The following is a 15307-nucleotide window of genomic DNA, read 5'->3' as shown; positions in this document are numbered from 1 at the left end:
CCGATGTCTGCTCACACCACATCGAAAATCTTTGTCATCGGCGGCACCGGAGCCCAGGGCATTCCCGTCATTCGTGCCCTAGTCGCCGACCAGAAGTACTCGGTTCGATTCCTCAGCCGCGACCCGTCGTCCCGGCGAGCCAAGGAACTGCTCGCACTCGACAACGTCTCGGTCCTGGAAGGCTCATTCGCCGACGAAGCCGTCCTGCGCGAAGGATTCCGCGGTTGTGACGGCGCCTTCGTCAACATCGACGGGTTCAACACCGGCGAGAAAACCGAGATGTACTGGGCGATCCGCAGTTACGAAATAGCCATCGAAGAAGGAATCAAGTTCTTCGTGTACGGAAACCTCGACTACGGGCTCAAGAAATCGGGATATGACTCCCGGTTCCGCACTGGCCACTACGACGGCAAGGGACGGGTGGGCGAGTGGATCTTGTATCAGAATCAGGCCAACGGTGACCGGATGGGAGCAGCGGTCTTCACGACGGGTCCCTACATCGAGATGGTGATTTCGCCGGCGACGCCCATGACACCTAGCGTGCAGGACGGCGTCTTGACCTGGCGAGTTCCACTCGGCGAGGGAGCCGTTCCGCACGTGTCGCTGGAGGATTGCGGATACTACGTGCGCTGGCTCTTCGACCATCCCGAGCGTTCGAACGGCATGGACCTCGAAGTCGCCATTGAAGATGTCGCCTACGCGGATCTTGCTGCGGCGTTTGAGAAGGTCACCGGGCATCCCGCCCAATACATCGACACCGATCTGGAAACGTATTGGCGCACTGGTCCGCTGAGTGCTGCCGCAGATATGCCCGCCGGCTACAACGCTGACCCAAATGACAAGAGCACCATGAACATCCGCGACAACTTCACGGGCTTTTGGAATCTGTGGAAGTACCGCGTCGTCAAGCGAGATTACGCGTTGCTCGACGAGATTCACCCGAACCGGATCAGGAGCGTGCAGGAGTGGTTCACAAGACAAGACCGGCTGGGGCGAGAGCTGGGCAAGGGCGGCCTTTGGGAACGGGTGCAACCCGACAACTGGCGTCCGATTCTCAAGGTGGGTGAGGATATGAGGACCGGGAGGTTGTAGACGCTCGTGCCATCAAAACCGCTCGAAACTTCCTTCACCGGCGTGCGACTGCGGTACGCGAGCACGAAAAGCTACGACCAGCTGGTCGCCGCCTTGCTGTCCGACATCGGTGAACGGCCGGTTCCGATCAGCGAATTCGCGGTGCAGTCCGACAGTTGGCCGGCATATCAGGAGCGGGTGCAATCCCACGTCGGGCCAAGCGGTTTCATGCTTTTCGGCTTGCTGGACCATGGCGCGTGGATTTCGAAGGCTGGTGTCGACCGCAAGGTGCTCCGTGTCATCCTGGGCAACCCCTTGATCGCCATCACCATGTTGCGGCACGACGTCAGCGCGGGCTTGTTCGCACCGGTCGAATTGCTGCTGACCGACGACGGCGAGGGTGGAAGCAGCCTGACTTACGTCCAGCCGTCATCGCTGATGGTGGTCGAGCCCGACCCGGAATTACTCAGCGCCGCAGAGGAACTCGACGCCAAGTTGGCCGCTCTCGCCGCGAAGGTGACCAGCGGTCCCTGACCCTGCGGGCACGGGCGCGGCGCGCGCCGAACGTGTTCTGACGGCGAAAAAACGCTCGAAATCTCGCCATGAGAGCACGCTCGCCGAGGGATCCTCAGGCAGCCAGATCGTCGGCGTGGCCGAGTTTTCCGGCTGCGATGCGCCGGCCCCGGCGCCAGCTCCGCACTGTGGCGATCGCGGACTTCAGCCCGCGCCGCCGTCCGGTCACCGGGTCGGTGGCCGCGAAACCCGGCCCCAGCTCGGCGAACATCCGCTCGCTGCGGGTCTCGGGCGCATCGTCGGTGTCGTCGCGCAGATACTTGTTCGGCAACGACAACTTGGCCAACGTGCGCCAGGTCTTGCCGTACTGCACCAGGAAAGAGCCTGTGGTGTAAGGCAAGTCGTACTTGTCGCAGACCTCGCGGACCCGTACCGAGATCTCGGCCAGCCGGTTGCTGGGCAGATCGGGATACAAGTGATGCTCGATCTGGTGGCACAGGTTGCCGCTCATGAAGCGCAGCGCGGGGCCGGCGTCGAAGTTGGCGCTGCCCAGCATCTGCCGCAGATACCACTGCCCCTTGGTTTCGCCGATCATGTCCGTCTTGGTGAATTTCTCTGCGCCGTCAGGGAAATGGCCGCAGAAGATGACGGCGTTGGCCCACACATTGCGGATCACGTTGGCCGTCGCGTTGGCCGTCAGGGTGGATCGGTACGTGGCGCCCGGTGACAGCGCGGTCAGCGCCGGGAACGCGACGTAGTCCTTGACCACCTGACGACCGGCCTTGACCAAGAACTCGTCGATGCGCTGCCTGGCCTCCGTGTGATCCATCCGGCGCTTGAGTATCTTGCCGATCTCGACGTGCTGCATCCCGACACCCCACTCAAAGAGCAGTGCCAGCAACGTGTTCCACACCAGGTTGAAGATGTTGAACCGCTTCCACCGCTGATCGCGGGTGACGCGCAGCATGCCGTAGCCGACGTCGTCGTCCATGCCCAGGATGTTGGTGTACTTGTGGTGCACGAAGTTGTGCGTGTACCGCCAGTGCTTGGCCGACCCGGTCATGTCCCACTCCCACGTCGTGGAGTGGATCTCGGGATCGTTCATCCAGTCCCACTGGCCGTGCATGACGTTGTGGCCGATCTCCATGTTCTCGATGATCTTGGCCACGGCCAACGTCACGGTGCCTGCCCACCAGGCCGAGCGGCGTGAGCTGGCGGCCAACAACAGCCGCCCGGAAACTTCCAGTGCGCGCTGCGCGGCGATGGTACGGCGGATGTAGCGGGAATCCCGCTCGCCGAGCGAATCTTCAACGTCCTGGCGGATAGCATCCAGCTCAACGGCCAGGTTCTCGATGTCGGCGTCCGTCAGGTGCGCGAACACGTCGACGTCGGTAATCGCCATCGTCTTCTCCCCTGCCTCGTACGGTCCAGACCTACGCTATCGTAACCTACGAATCCGTAGGTTACCAGCCGGTAGCCATCAGATGTCGACAACGCAATCGCCGGAAGCGGCCGATACGCAGGTCTGAATGCGATTGCCGGGCTCGTGCTCCTGCCCGGTGCGCAGGTCACGGACGTGCCCGTCGAGCAGGTCGACCACACATGACTGGCAGATACCCATCCGGCACCCGAACGGCATCTGCACGCCTGCGCCTTCACCCGCGTCCATCACCGACGTGGCGGCATCGGCGATCGCGGATCTGCCGCTGCGCGCGAAGGTCACCGTCCCGCCCGCTCCTGCAGGTGCGGCACGCGATACCGCGAACCGCTCCAGGTGCAGCCGGTCTCTGACCCCGGAAGACGACCACAGCTTCTCGGCCTGGTTGAGCATGCCCTCCGGCCCGCAGGCCCAGGTTTGCCGTGCCCGCCAGTCCGGCACCTCCGTGTCCAGCTTGGACAGCTCGAGTCGGCCGGCGGTGCGCGTCTCGCGCACATGCAACCGATAACCGGAATGGTCGTCACTCAATGCGGCGAGTTCGCCGGCAAACATCATGTCGGCCGCCGCGGGTGTCGAGTGCAGGTGGACGATGTCGCCAATCTGGTTGCGTCGCACCAGTGTTCGCAACATCGACATCACCGGCGTGATCCCCGATCCGGCGGTCAGAAAAAGAATCGACGGCGGTGCGGGGTCGGGCAGCACGAAATTTCCCTGCGGCGCGGCCAACCGGACGATGGTCCCGGGCTCGACGCCGGCCACCAGGTGGGTAGACAGGAAGCCTTCGGGCATCGCTTTGACGGTGATGGTCACCGTCCGCGCCGACCGGGAACTGGCCGGGCTGGAGGTCAGCGAATAGGAGCGCCAGCGCCAGCGCCCGTCGACCAACAACCCGATCCCGATGTACTGGCCGGGCTGGTAGTCGAAGCTGAAACCCCAGCCCGGTTTGATGACCAGCGTGGCGGAGTCGTGCGTCTCGCGGCGGACCTCGATGATGCGGCCGCGCAATTCCCGCGCGGACCACAGCGGGTTGGCCAGGTGCAGATAGTCGTCCGGCAATAGCGGCGTGGTGATGCGCGCAGCGATCTTGCGCAGCGCATGCCAGCCCGGGTGCTGGTCGGCACCGGCAACGGTGGCGCGCTTGGTGTCGACGACGTTCGCGGTGATCGGGGCGTATTTCTTGCTCATTGGGATAGCTCCTGCTCACGGCGCGGCCGTTGACTTTCGGGTCGTCGCATCAAAAGCTACGGTAGCGTAACCTACGGTAGCGTATCCAGCCCATTCGGCTCAGATTGCGTCACACCGGGCGCGGTCCAGCATTAATCGAGACTGCGTTGAGGGCGCGGCTGGAGAGCAAAATCGCGCCTTGTCTGCAGGCTGGGTGCCAGGAGCGCAGATTCGACGGACCCGGGTCCACCACTCACAAAAGGTCGAGCAGGAACGGCAGCTCCTGGTTGGCATACCAAGCCAGATCATGGTCCTGGGCATCGCCGACAATCAGCTCGGCGTCCTCATCACCGAGGTCGGCGGCGTCGATGACGGCGATCGCCGCGGTGATGGCCGCCTCGGCGTCGGCATTGTCCACGTAGGCGGCAATGACCTGCTCGATCGCTACCGGCCCGGCCAGCCGCACCACGGCGTCATCCAGGTCGGGCCGGTACTGGGCGTCCTCGACCTCGGCCGAAAGCACCGCACGCCGCGGCAGCCCGTCATCGGCGTCGTCAGCGGCCAGCAGGCGCAGCGACGCCAGCGCCGCCTCTTGCAATGCGACCTCGGCGAGTTCGTCGTCGTCACCCTCGGCGTACGACTCACGCAACATCGGCGTGACGGCGAACGCAGTGCCGCTCACCGGTGACAGCGAGCCGTCGGCGACCAGCTGCCGCAACATGGCCACGGTGGCCGGGATGTAGACCTGCATCAGCCGATCAAGGTGGCCGCGTAATCGTCGACGTACTTGGAGAGCTCGCGCGGCGGGCGCTGATAGTTACCGCTGACCACGGGACGCTTCGGCAGTTTGACCTTCGGCTTCTCCACGTCGTGATAGGGAATGGTGGACAACAGATGATGCATCATGTTCAGCCGCGCATGCTTTTTGATATCGGACTCCACGACATACCACGGACTTGACGGGATGTCGGTGTGCACCATCATCTCGTCCTTGGCCCGCGAATAGTCCTCCCACCGATAGATCGATTCCAGGTCCATGGGGCTCAATTTCCATTGCCGCACTGGATCATTGCGCCGCGATTTGAACCGGCGCAGCTGTTCGTCGTCAGACACCGAAAACCAATACTTGCGCAACAGAATCCCGTCCTCGATGAGCATCTGCTCGAAGATCGGCGTCTGCCGCAAGAACAACGTATGCTCCTGCGGCGTACAGAACCCCATCACTTTTTCGACGCCGGCACGGTTGTACCACGACCGGTCGAATAGCACGATCTCCCCTTTCGCGGGCAGATGTGCGACGTATCGCTGGTAGTACCACTGGCCGCGCTCCCGGTCGGTCGGTGCGGGCAGGGCTGCAATACGAGCGACCCGCGGGCTGAGATATTCGGTGATCCGTTTGATCGTGCCACCCTTGCCCGCGGCGTCGCGGCCCTCGAAAACGACCACGATGCGCGCGCCGCAATGCCGCACCCACTCCTGCAGCTTCACGAATTCTGTTTGTAGCCGGAATAATTCGGCCTCGTAGACCTCATCGGAGATCTTCGGTTTGGCCGCCGGGCTCGATTTCTTCTTCGCCTTCGCCGGCACGCCGTCGCTTGTCACGGTGCTCACAACAACGAATGGTAGCCCCGGGCAGCAATTTTGACCCCCGACAACTATCGGGAAGCCACCAACAGCTCGTCCAGCGATTGGCTCAGCAGGCCCGGCAGCATGTCGACGTCGGCCATCGCATCGCGGTCGGCGTTGATCCCGAAATACAGCATGCCGTTGTACGACGTCACGCTGATCGCCAGCGCCTGATTGTGCAGCAGCGGGGGCACGGCATAGCTCTCCAGCAGCTTGGTGCCGGCGATGTACATCTGCGACTGCGCGCCGGGGGCGTTGGTGATCAACAAGTTGAACGGCTTCTTGGACAGGCTGGGAAAAGTGGTCGCCACCCGAATACCCATGGCGTGCAAGGTAGGTGGTGCAAAACCCGACAGGGTAACGATGGTCTGGGCGTCGACCAGGCTGGCGGCCGTCGGGTTGGATTCGGTGGCGTGCGCGATCTGCGAGAGCCGCACCACCGCGTTGCCCTCCCCCACCGGCAGGTCCACCAGAAACGGGATCACCTGGCTTATCGCCTGGCCCGGGCCGGTGGAATCCAGTTGGTCTTCCGGATAAACCGATAGTGGCGCCATCGCCCGGATCGTCGCCGTGGGTGACACCGTTTCGCCGCGCGACATCAGCCAGTTGCTCAGCGCGCCGGCTATCACGGCCAGCACCACGTCGTTGACGTCGCAGTCGTAGCGCGCCCGTACCGTCCGGTAGTCCTCGAGGCTGCCGCGGGCCACGGTGAACCGCCGGTTGCGCGAAACCGTCGCGTTGAGCGGACTGCTAGGCGCGGTGCCGCGCGCCAGCGTGCGAGCGACGTCGAAAACCCGGCGACCGGCATCGAGCAACTGCCCGGAGTTTGTGGCCAGTCCGGCGACCGCGGAGCCGACGGCCTGCATCTGCGTGCCGGGGCCAACTATCCAGTCACCGATGGCGCCCAGCAGTAGCCGGGTGTTGCCGGGGTCGCGCTCTGGGATCCAGATGTCCTCGGGGAACGGTGGCGGCCGACGGGTGCGATCGGCGATGACATGGCCGATTTCCAGCGCACTCATGCCGTTGATCAGCGCCTGGTGTGACTTGGTGTAAAGGGCGATGCGGTTCTTGGTCAGGCCCTCGACGAGGTACATCTCCCACAGCGGGCGCGACTTGTCCAGCGGCCGCGCGGCCAGTCGTGCGACCAGTTCGTGCAGTTGCTCGTCGCTGCCCGGCGACGGCAACGCCGAGCGCCTGATGTGATAGGTGATGTCGAAGTCGGGGTCGTCGATCCAGACCGGCCGGGCCATCCCGATCTTCACTTCCCGGACCTTTTGCCGGTATCTGGGTATCTGCGCGAGCCGCTGTTCGACGGTGGCCAGGAGCTTTTCGTAACTCAGTCCGGCGCGCGGGCGCCGCAGGATGGCCACCGATCCGACATACATCGGGGTGGCCGTGTTCTCCAGCCGGTAGAAAGACGCGTCCGCCGGGGACAAGCGGGTCACCATCTGCGGCCCTCGCCTCCTTGTCAGTTCGTCGCGTCAATCCGTCGCTTCTAACGGAGTTCCCGCCCACGGTAACCGCCTTCTCAGGCGCATTTCGGCGCGGGTACGCGCCGGCCGCGGTTATGCGATGATGGCCGGCGACGGGCTACCCGAAAGCAGCCCGGAAACTCGAAATCGCTGTCTGCAACTCTCCAGCAGACTCCCCGTACAGAGGTGAGTTGGAGAGTGCGCCGTGACCGCCATTCCTGATGTGACCGCGCCCCGCCGCGACGGTTTCGCCGTCGTGCCCGTGGTGGAGTACGAGCCGGAAAGCCAGAGCCTGCCGGGTAGCGCCCGGCGATCATCCCATGTAGTGCTGCGGCGGCGCATCTCGACGGCGCCTCGCCCAGGGCCCGGTAGCCAACCCGAGGCCGTCGGCGACGTGCTGGCCCCGCCGATGCGCGAGGTGGCCGTCTTCGCCGACGCCGCGCTGCGCCGCGTGCTGGAAGTCATCGATCGCCGTCGTCCGCCGGCCCAGCTGCGGCCCTTGCTGGCGCCCAGCCTCGTCGACTCCGTGCTATCGGTCGGCCGGACCGCGCGAGAAAGCGCTGCGGTATTGCGCCGGCTGCGGGTGCAACCGGCAGGACATCCCGATCCGACGAGCGCTGCTGAGGTTTTCGGTTCCTACAGTCGTGGGAACCGGGTGCACGCCATCGCCTGCCGGGTCGAACGGGTGCGCGATGCCAAGACAAACCGATGGCTGCTGGTCGCCCTGCACATCGGCTGACGCGATGCTGGGGCTTGGGCGTCGCGCGTGAATCCTCGGCTTCGCGGGTGAATCCTGGGCGGGAAAATCGCCGATTTTTAACCGTGCTCTCACCGCCAAAGCCATACGTTCACAATCCAGTCCGTGAGTTCACACCGGCGCCGTCAGGGAGTTGACCGACGTCATTTGGTAGCGCCGATCACCGCGGCGGTTCGGCCCGCGCGGACAGTGGATTCCCGGTGTAGCGAGCCACCACCGGACCGGCGATCGCCATGATGAAGACATACGACGTCGCCAGCGCCGCGACCCCCGCGATCGACGTGCCGACCAAGCCGATGATGATCAAGGAGAACTCGCCCCTGGCTACCAGCGCCATGCCGGCACGCAGCTGCCCACGGCGCGCCACCTCGTCGCGGCGGGCCGCGAACATCCCGGTCAGCACCTTTGTCGCCGTCGTCACCACCGCCAACGCCAGCGCCACCGGAAGCATCGGAAGTAGCTCTTTGGGATCGACCGACAGTCCGATCGCGAGGAAGAAGATCGCGGCGAACAAGTCCCGCAGCGGCCCCAACACCTTGCGGGCGCGGGCGGCGGTCTCGCCGGTGAGGGTAAGGCCGACCAGAAACGCCCCGACGGCCGCCGACGCGTGCAGGACCTCGGCAATCGCGGCCACCATCAAGGTGATGCCCAGTACTCGGAGCAGCAGCTGCTCGGAGTCGGGGTGGGCCACCAGCCGGCCGACGTGATGGCCCCAGTGAAAGGATGCGGCGAACGCGGCGAGCAGCGCGCCCACCGCGGCCAGCATCCCGCCGACGGCCTCCAGCCAGCTGCCGCCCGACGCCAGCACAGCAAACAACGGCAGGTAGCCCGCCATCGCGAAGTCCTCGAGCACCAGCACCGACAGGATCGCCGGTGTTTCGCGGTTACCGAGCCGGCGCAGGTCCACCAGCAGCCGCGCGATGACGCCCGACGAGGAGATATAGGTGACCCCGGCCAGGGCGAGGATCGCAACACCGTCCAAACCGAGCAGCCAGCCCGCGACCGCACCGGGTGTGGCGTTAAGGACGATGTCGACGCCGGCCGATGGCAGGTGATGCCGAAGACTACTGGCGAACTCGGTGGCAGAGAACTCCAGACCCAACGTGAGCAGCAGCAGCACGATGCCGATGGGCGCGCCGGTGGTGACGAACTCGCCGGCCGCGGCCACCGGCAGCACCCCGCCCTTGCCCAGCGAAAGACCTGCCAACAGGTACACAGGTATCGGGGAAAGCGCGAATCTTCTTGCCAGAGCGCCCAATACGGCAAGTGTGGTCAGGAGGGCGCCGAGTTGGAACAGCAGCGCTCCCGAGACCTGCACGATTCAGCCCTGATCGACGATCTGTTCGACCCCGGCGATGCCCTTCTCGGTGCCGATGACTATCAGGACATCGCGGGCACGCAGGATCTCGGCCGGGCTGGGCGAGGCGAGCACCTGTTCCTCGCGCACGATGGCCACGATCGACGAGCCGGTGCGGGTACGCGCGTGCGTGTCGCCCAATGGGCGGTCCACGAAGGGGCTGCCCGGCAGGATATGGACCTGACCCGCTTCCAGTCCCGGCACTTCGCGGGTCAGCTCGGTGAACCGCTCGGCGATTCGCGGTGCGCCCAGGATCTGAGCGACGGTGTCGGCCTCTTCGTCGGTGAGCTGAAAGACAGGTCGCGCCTGATCCGGGTCATCGCGGGAATACAGGACGATGTCGAATTCGCCTCCGCGACGGGCGATGATGCCGATCCGCTCACCTTTGTGACTGGTGAATTCGTACCGGAGGCCGACGCCGGGCAGCAACACCTCCTTGACATCCATAGCGTCAATCCTTGACGAAAAGACGGCGGGATAGAAGTGATACTGGCCAAACTCTTGGATTGCCAGCGATTGTCGCTAAGAAATTGGCGCCCCTGGCTTCAGGAACCACAGGCCCGCGACTTTTCCGTCCTGGTGGAAGGTGGCCCGGAACAAACCTGGCCCGTTCTGCATCTGCAGCGGCACGTCCACGACGGTGAGATCACCTTTTTGTACGTGCTGCGGATCCCCGTGTGACTGGTAGCTGCCGTATAGCTGTTGATATTGCGTCCAGGCCTGCGAGAGTGCCTGCGCGGACAGCTTGCGCTGCATCTCAGCGTCGAAATTCGCTGTCGCCGAAACAAAATCACCTCGGGTGATCGCGTCGAGCAGCTGCAGCGCGGCTTGGTCGTGGTTGGCATTGGCGGGCGCGGATGTGGACGGCGTCGTTGCGGACGCGCTGGTCGATGTTGAGGTCTGGCCGCTGGTGCTTGATTTTCCGCATGCGGTGACCGCCAGAGACAGCGACACGCTCACGACAACGCCGGCAACGACGATCAATGGTGCTCGCCCATAGCGGACCACTGTCTGGCTGATAGGACGCACCACGCCCGTCTCCGTTCGTAGACTTTGCGGGAACCATGAGAATACGAAATTCTGAAACGACAAACAATATTCAAGTCGGAGGCGTCAGCCAGAAGCCTCGGCTGGCTCAACTGCTTCGGTACCAATGGCTTCGGTACCAATCGCGTTGCGCCGGTGCGGAATCGGCAGGAACGCCGGCACCCGGCGGCGGTAATCGCGGTATTGGTCGCCGAGCGCCGCCACAAGGTCGCGCTCTTCCAGCTGAACCGCAATCAGAATGTAGCCCGTGGTGGCGATCGCGAAAAGGAGATGCCCCGCCGTCATCGTGGGCGCCGCCCAGAAGCCAATGAGGAACCCGAGCATGAGCGGATGGCGCACCAACCGGTAAAGGAATTTAATCCGAAAACCTATGTCGCTGTAGGGCTTTCCCCGCCACACCAGATACACCTGGCGAAGGCCGAACAGGTCGAAATGATTGACCATGAACGACGACGCGAATACCGTCGCCCAGCCCAGCCCAAATAGCGTCCACACCGCGAAGCGGGCAGCGGGCGACCGCACATCCCAGATGACCGCCGGAATTGTGCGCCATTGCCAGTACAGCAACAGCAGTGCGGCGCTCGCGAGCAACACATAAGTGCTGCGCTCGATCGAGTGCGGCACGATCCGCGTCCACCACCGCTTGAACCCCGGCCGCGCCATCACACTGTGCTGGACCGCGAACAAGCCGAGCAACAGCAGATCGACAGCCAGCGCTTGGGGTGCCGGCGCGGCGATGCCGCGGTCGACGCTGCGGGGCACGACGATCGCACCGACGAAACCGACGGCGTACAGAAAAGCAACCAGGAAAGCCACGTAGCACACGGCTCCGTAACCCAATGTCAGGAAACGCTTCATGGCCTGATTGTCTGCCGCGCAGCGGTTTTGCCCATGGGGCTTTTGCCCCATGTTTGCACCCGGAAACGCGGGAGTCCGCCGGAATATGTTAGCTGCGACATAGGTTATCTGTGGCGTAAACCACAGAACTTGAAGCTGGCACCGGACAGCACTGCTTGCTGAGGAGGGACGCGTGACTGCACGTCGTCCGGCGCCGCCCCGCCGAAGCGGCGACCGGATTCTCGACACAGCCGAAGGCGTGCTGATAGGCCTGCGCCGCTGCACGCTCAACCAGGCCTTCTTCGAGCTGGCGCAGACAGCCAAGCAGTATGGGGTGTCGCCGGTGAGTCTTGCGGATGCGCTCGTGACAATCGCGCAGCAGCAGCGCGCCGACGAATGCGATCAAAAGGCGCTGCACATCGCACGCGAGCGCTGGGGAGCGTTGTTCAACGGCGCGTCGATCGGGCGAGCGCACGGCTAAGCCAGAAACACCAGGGCAGCTCTACGAGCGGGCGGGCCGCACCAAGACTTTGGTGCGGCCCGCCTTCGTTCAGCGGCGACATTCATGCGGTCCACGTAGATGGCCACGACAAGTGGCGGTGCGCTGATGACTATGCCTCAGGCGCTGACAATGCGTCGCAATATTCGTGGACGGCATGACAGCCGACGCTTTGCGTGTCCTATAGCTTCGCTGGTTCTCGCAGACCACCCCCTTCGTTACGGTCGGAATGAGTACTGGCAGTTCGCAATTCACCTCGAACCGGAGGTGAACGCTGCCGCGGCCACACCGCCCCACTCGGCCCCCGAACCGCCAGTTCATTGACGGGAGTCGCGCTTGCCGACGGTCGAGGGGCCGTCGTCACGCTGGTGCGTGCTCGGCGACCGCAGCGGCGGGGCGCCAGGAGCTCACGAGTGACATGGTGAGCCGGTCGGCTCGGGCGCCTCAGGCGGATCCACTCGGCCTCCACGATCGCCGTCGCCTCGATGACCGCCGGGCAATCCGGCTCAACCACACCCGGAGAGTCAAGACCAATCAACATCACACCCACCTCAGCTTGCGAGATGACCTGTTCCTGTCGATATATATTTCTGATACCAGAAGACCTAGATCATTTCAAGCGATCCACGGCATCGATTTCAGACGAATACGCTTGCGCGCTAACGCTTCTTCGCCGATTTCGGCGGCTTGGGGCCGCGACCCTGCTGACGGGCCGCCGCGCGCCGCTCACGTCGACTCGCCCCGGCCGGTACCCCGGCCGGCGTCTTGGCTGTGCCGCCGTTGCGCTGCACCGCCGCCGACCCGTCCTCAGCCGGTCCGGAGTAGGTCAGGGCGGGCGACTCGTTCTCAATGCCCTTGGCGCGCAACGTGGCCGGGACCTCTTCGCGGGCCGCGGGGGGCGCAGCGCTCCCGCCATCCTGCCGCGCGGAACCACCGGCGGCCGCGGTTGCGAACTCCTTGAGCTCCTCCGGCTGTTCGACCGGGCCCACCTGGGGGGCCGGCACGGTCTCGACGGTGACGTTGAACAAGAAGCCGACCGATTCCTCTTTCATGCCGTCGAGCATGGCCATGAACATGTCGTAGCCCTCGCGCTGGTACTCGACCAACGGATCGCGCTGCGCCATCGCGCGCAGGCCGATGCCCTCCTTGAGGTAGTCCATCTCGTAGAGGTGCTCGCGCCATTTGCGGTCGATGACGTTGAGCAACACGTTGCGTTCCAGTTGCCGCATGGCGCCCTCACCGGCCATTTCCTCGAGCTCGGCTTCCCTTGCGGCATAAGCACGCTCGGCGTCTTCGAGCAGCGCGTCCAGCAACTCTTCGCGGGTGAGGTCGTCGCGCTCGGAGTCGTCGTCACGACGCGTCAGGCTCTCGTGCTCGATCCCGACGGGGTAGAGCGTCTTGAGCGCCTCCCAAAGCTTCGACAGGTCCCAGTCCTCGGCGTAGCCCTCGGCGGTCGCGCCGTCGACGTAGGCGGTGACGACGTCGCGGACCATGCCCAGCGCCTGCTCTTTCAGGTTCTCGCCCTCGAGGATGCGGCGTCGCTCGGCGTAGATCACCTTGCGCTGCTGGTTCATCACCTCGTCGTATTTCAGGACGTTCTTGCGGACCTCGAAGTTCTGCTGCTCGACCTGGGTCTGCGCGCTCTTGATCGCCCGGGTGACCATCTTGGCTTCGATCGGCACGTCGTCGGGCAGGTTCAGCCGCGTCAGCAGGCTCTCGAGCGCGGCACCGTTGAACCGGCGCATGAGCTCGTCGCCCAGCGACAGGTAGAACCGCGACTCACCCGGGTCGCCCTGGCGGCCGGAGCGGCCGCGCAGCTGGTTGTCGATGCGCCGCGACTCGTGTCGCTCGGTGCCCAACACGTACAACCCGCCGGCCTCGATCACTTCCTTGGCCTCTTTGCCGGCCTCCTCCTTGACCTTCGGCAGCTCCTCGTGCCAGGCCGCGTCGTACTCCTCGGGTGTCTCCACCGGATCGAGTCCCCGCTCACGCAGCCGCTGGTCGGTCAGGAAGTCGACGTTGCCGCCCAACACGATGTCGGTACCGCGGCCGGCCATGTTGGTGGCCACGGTGATGCCGCCGCGACGGCCCGCGACGGCGATGATGCCCGCCTCCTGCTCGTGGTATTTGGCGTTGAGCACGTTGTGCGGGATGCGCCGCTTCTGGAACTGGCGCGACAGGTACTCCGAGCGCTCGACACTGGTCGTGCCGATGAGCACCGGCTGGCCCTTTTCGTAGCGCTCGGCGACGTCGTCGACGACGGCGATGTACTTGGCTTCCTCGGTCTTGTAGATGAGGTCGGACTGGTCGGTGCGGATCATCGGCTTGTTGGTCGGGATGCTGGCCACCCCGAGCTTGTAGATCTCGTGCAGCTCGGCGGCCTCGGTCTGGGCGGTGCCCGTCATGCCGGCGAGCTTGTCGTAAAGCCGGAAGTAGTTCTGCAGGGTGATGGTGGCCAGCGTCTGGTTCTCGGCCTTGATCTCGACGTGCTCCTTGGCCTCGATGGCCTGGTGCATGCCTTCGTTGTAGCGCCGGCCATAGAGCACGCGACCGGTGAACTCGTCGACGATCAGTACCTCGCCGTCGCGCACGATGTAGTCCTTGTCGCGGTGGAACAGCTCCTTGGCCTTCAGCGCGTTGTTGAGGTAGCTGACCAGCGGAGAGTTGGCCGCCTCGTAGAGGTTGTCGATGCCGAGCTGGTCCTCGACGAACTCGACCCCTTTTTCGTGCACACCCACGGTGCGCTTGCGCAGGTCAACCTCGTAATGGAGGTCCTTCTCCATCAGCGGCGCCAACCGGGCGAACTCGGTGTACCAATTGGAGCCGCCGTCGGCGGGACCGGAGATGATCAGCGGGGTACGGGCCTCGTCGATCAGAATCGAGTCGACCTCGTCGACAATCGCGTAGGTGTGCCCGCGCTGCACCAGGTCCTCGAGTGAGTGCGCCATGTTGTCGCGCAGGTAGTCGAAGCCGAACTCGTTGTTGGTGCCGTAGGTGATGTCGGCGTTGTAGGCCACCCGGCGTTCGTCCGGGTTCATGTTGGCCAGGATCACCCCGACCTGCAGGCCCAGGAAGCGGTGCACCCGGCCCATCCACTCGCTGTCGCGTTTGGCCAGGTAGTCGTTCACGGTGACGATGTGCACGCCCTTGCCGGCCAGCGCGTTGAGGTAGGCGGGCAACACGCACGTCAAGGTCTTGCCTTCACCGGTCTTCATCTCGGCGACGTAGCCCATGTGCAGGGCGACCGCCCCCATCACCTGCACGTCGAACGGTCGCTGGTCGAGCACCCGCCAGGCGGCTTCGCGGGCCACCGCAAATGCTTCGGGCAGCAGATCGTCGAGGTCCTCGCCTTCTTCCAGGCGCTTTTTGAACTCGTCGGTCTTGGCCCTCAGCTCGGCGTCGGCGAGCTTTTCGACGTCGTCGGACAACGTGTTGACGTAGTCCGCCACCTTCTTGAGGCGCTTGACTGTGCGACCTTCACCAAGGCGCAGCAACTTCGACAGCACAGTGTTGTCCCCTCTTCGGG

14 protein-coding genes are annotated in these 15307 nt (G+C 64.5%); 4 read left to right on the top strand and 10 right to left on the bottom strand.

What is annotated here, in order from left to right:
• The first annotated feature begins 3 nt into the window (after positions 1 to 3).
• On the top strand, positions 4 to 1092 hold the full coding sequence (locus AC5Y2L_RS09325) for an NmrA family NAD(P)-binding protein (RefSeq protein ID WP_499933411.1): 1089 nt from the start codon (positions 4 to 6) through the stop codon (positions 1090 to 1092).
• Positions 1093 to 1098: 6 nt separating this feature from the next.
• A complete protein-coding gene (locus AC5Y2L_RS09320; RefSeq protein ID WP_499933413.1) occupies positions 1099 to 1605 on the top strand; it encodes a DUF302 domain-containing protein in 507 nt (168 codons plus the stop codon).
• Between the two features lie 94 nt (positions 1606 to 1699).
• Here the strand turns inward: AC5Y2L_RS09320 and AC5Y2L_RS09315 are convergent, their stop codons facing one another.
• The 5 genes from AC5Y2L_RS09315 to AC5Y2L_RS09295 all read right to left on the bottom strand — a co-directional run bounded on the left by AC5Y2L_RS09315 (position 1700) and on the right by AC5Y2L_RS09295 (position 7260).
• Positions 1700 to 2986 carry a fatty acid desaturase family protein gene (locus tag AC5Y2L_RS09315; protein ID WP_499933414.1) on the bottom strand — a complete coding sequence of 429 codons (1287 nt, stop codon included), beginning with the start codon at positions 2984 to 2986 and terminating at the stop codon, positions 1700 to 1702.
• 78 nt (positions 2987 to 3064) lie between these two features.
• Positions 3065 to 4207, bottom strand: a complete 1143-nt coding sequence (locus AC5Y2L_RS09310; RefSeq protein ID WP_499933416.1) for a ferredoxin reductase — start codon at positions 4205 to 4207, stop codon at positions 3065 to 3067.
• A 232-nt stretch (positions 4208 to 4439) separates the two neighbouring features.
• Positions 4440 to 4940 (bottom strand): DUF6912 family protein, encoded by a 501-nt coding sequence (locus AC5Y2L_RS09305; protein ID WP_499933888.1) that lies wholly within the window; start codon positions 4938 to 4940, stop codon positions 4440 to 4442.
• Entirely contained in the window at positions 4937 to 5797 is an 861-nt protein-coding gene (gene ppk2 / locus AC5Y2L_RS09300) for a polyphosphate kinase 2 (protein WP_499933417.1), read from the bottom strand. The genes AC5Y2L_RS09305 and ppk2 overlap by 4 nt, the downstream gene beginning before the upstream one ends.
• Before the next feature lie 44 nt (positions 5798 to 5841).
• A complete protein-coding gene (locus AC5Y2L_RS09295; protein ID WP_499933419.1) occupies positions 5842 to 7260 on the bottom strand; it encodes a WS/DGAT/MGAT family O-acyltransferase in 1419 nt (472 codons plus the stop codon).
• 229 nt (positions 7261 to 7489) lie between these two features.
• Between AC5Y2L_RS09295 and AC5Y2L_RS09290 the strand changes: the two genes are divergently transcribed.
• Complete coding sequence (locus AC5Y2L_RS09290) at positions 7490 to 8023, top strand: Rv3235 family protein (protein ID WP_499933420.1); 534 nt, start codon at positions 7490 to 7492, stop codon at positions 8021 to 8023.
• Positions 8024 to 8201: 178 nt separating this feature from the next.
• Here the strand turns inward: AC5Y2L_RS09290 and AC5Y2L_RS09285 are convergent, their stop codons facing one another.
• From AC5Y2L_RS09285 to mddA, 4 genes are all read right to left on the bottom strand, one after another.
• The gene (locus AC5Y2L_RS09285; RefSeq protein WP_499933421.1) at positions 8202 to 9359 is read right to left on the bottom strand and encodes a cation:proton antiporter; all 1158 of its coding nucleotides are present in this window, start codon (positions 9357 to 9359) and stop codon (positions 8202 to 8204) included.
• A 3-nt stretch (positions 9360 to 9362) separates the two neighbouring features.
• On the bottom strand, positions 9363 to 9845 hold the full coding sequence (locus tag AC5Y2L_RS09280; protein WP_499933423.1) for a cation:proton antiporter regulatory subunit: 483 nt from the start codon (positions 9843 to 9845) through the stop codon (positions 9363 to 9365).
• A gap of 75 nt (positions 9846 to 9920) precedes the next feature.
• The gene (locus tag AC5Y2L_RS09275) at positions 9921 to 10430 is read right to left on the bottom strand and encodes a DUF3887 domain-containing protein (protein ID WP_499933424.1); all 510 of its coding nucleotides are present in this window, start codon (positions 10428 to 10430) and stop codon (positions 9921 to 9923) included.
• Between the two features lie 81 nt (positions 10431 to 10511).
• Complete coding sequence (gene mddA, locus AC5Y2L_RS09270; protein WP_499933425.1) at positions 10512 to 11303, bottom strand: methanethiol S-methyltransferase; 792 nt, start codon at positions 11301 to 11303, stop codon at positions 10512 to 10514.
• 172 nt (positions 11304 to 11475) lie between these two features.
• Here mddA and AC5Y2L_RS09265 point away from each other — a divergent pair, with 172 nt between their 5' ends.
• Entirely contained in the window at positions 11476 to 11763 is a 288-nt protein-coding gene (locus tag AC5Y2L_RS09265; RefSeq protein ID WP_499933427.1) for a hypothetical protein, read from the top strand.
• Between the two features lie 677 nt (positions 11764 to 12440).
• On the opposite strand, the gene secA is transcribed toward AC5Y2L_RS09265, so the two are convergent.
• Positions 12441 to 15287, bottom strand: a complete 2847-nt coding sequence (gene secA / locus AC5Y2L_RS09260) for a preprotein translocase subunit SecA (RefSeq protein ID WP_499933429.1) — start codon at positions 15285 to 15287, stop codon at positions 12441 to 12443.
• Positions 15288 to 15307: the final 20 nt, after the last annotated feature.

Source organism: Mycobacterium sp. NGS66, assembly GCF_059812225.1.
Note: the sequence above shows the minus strand (reverse complement) of the source record. Positions and strands in the feature narration are given on the sequence as shown.

Excerpts from the sequence above, each read along its gene's own strand:
- AC5Y2L_RS09310 (WP_499933416.1), bottom strand. The coding sequence starts at position 4,207 with ATGAGCAAGAAATACGCCCCGATCACCGCGAACGTCGTCGACACCAAG.
- AC5Y2L_RS09325 (WP_499933411.1), top strand. The coding sequence starts at position 4 with ATGTCTGCTCACACCACATCGAAAATCTTTGTCATCGGCGGCACCGGA.
- AC5Y2L_RS09280 (WP_499933423.1), bottom strand. The coding sequence starts at position 9,845 with ATGGATGTCAAGGAGGTGTTGCTGCCCGGCGTCGGCCTCCGGTACGAA.
- AC5Y2L_RS09315 (WP_499933414.1), bottom strand. The coding sequence starts at position 2,986 with ATGGCGATTACCGACGTCGACGTGTTCGCGCACCTGACGGACGCCGAC.
- AC5Y2L_RS09295 (WP_499933419.1), bottom strand. The coding sequence starts at position 7,260 with ATGGTGACCCGCTTGTCCCCGGCGGACGCGTCTTTCTACCGGCTGGAG.
- mddA (WP_499933425.1), bottom strand. The coding sequence starts at position 11,303 with ATGAAGCGTTTCCTGACATTGGGTTACGGAGCCGTGTGCTACGTGGCT.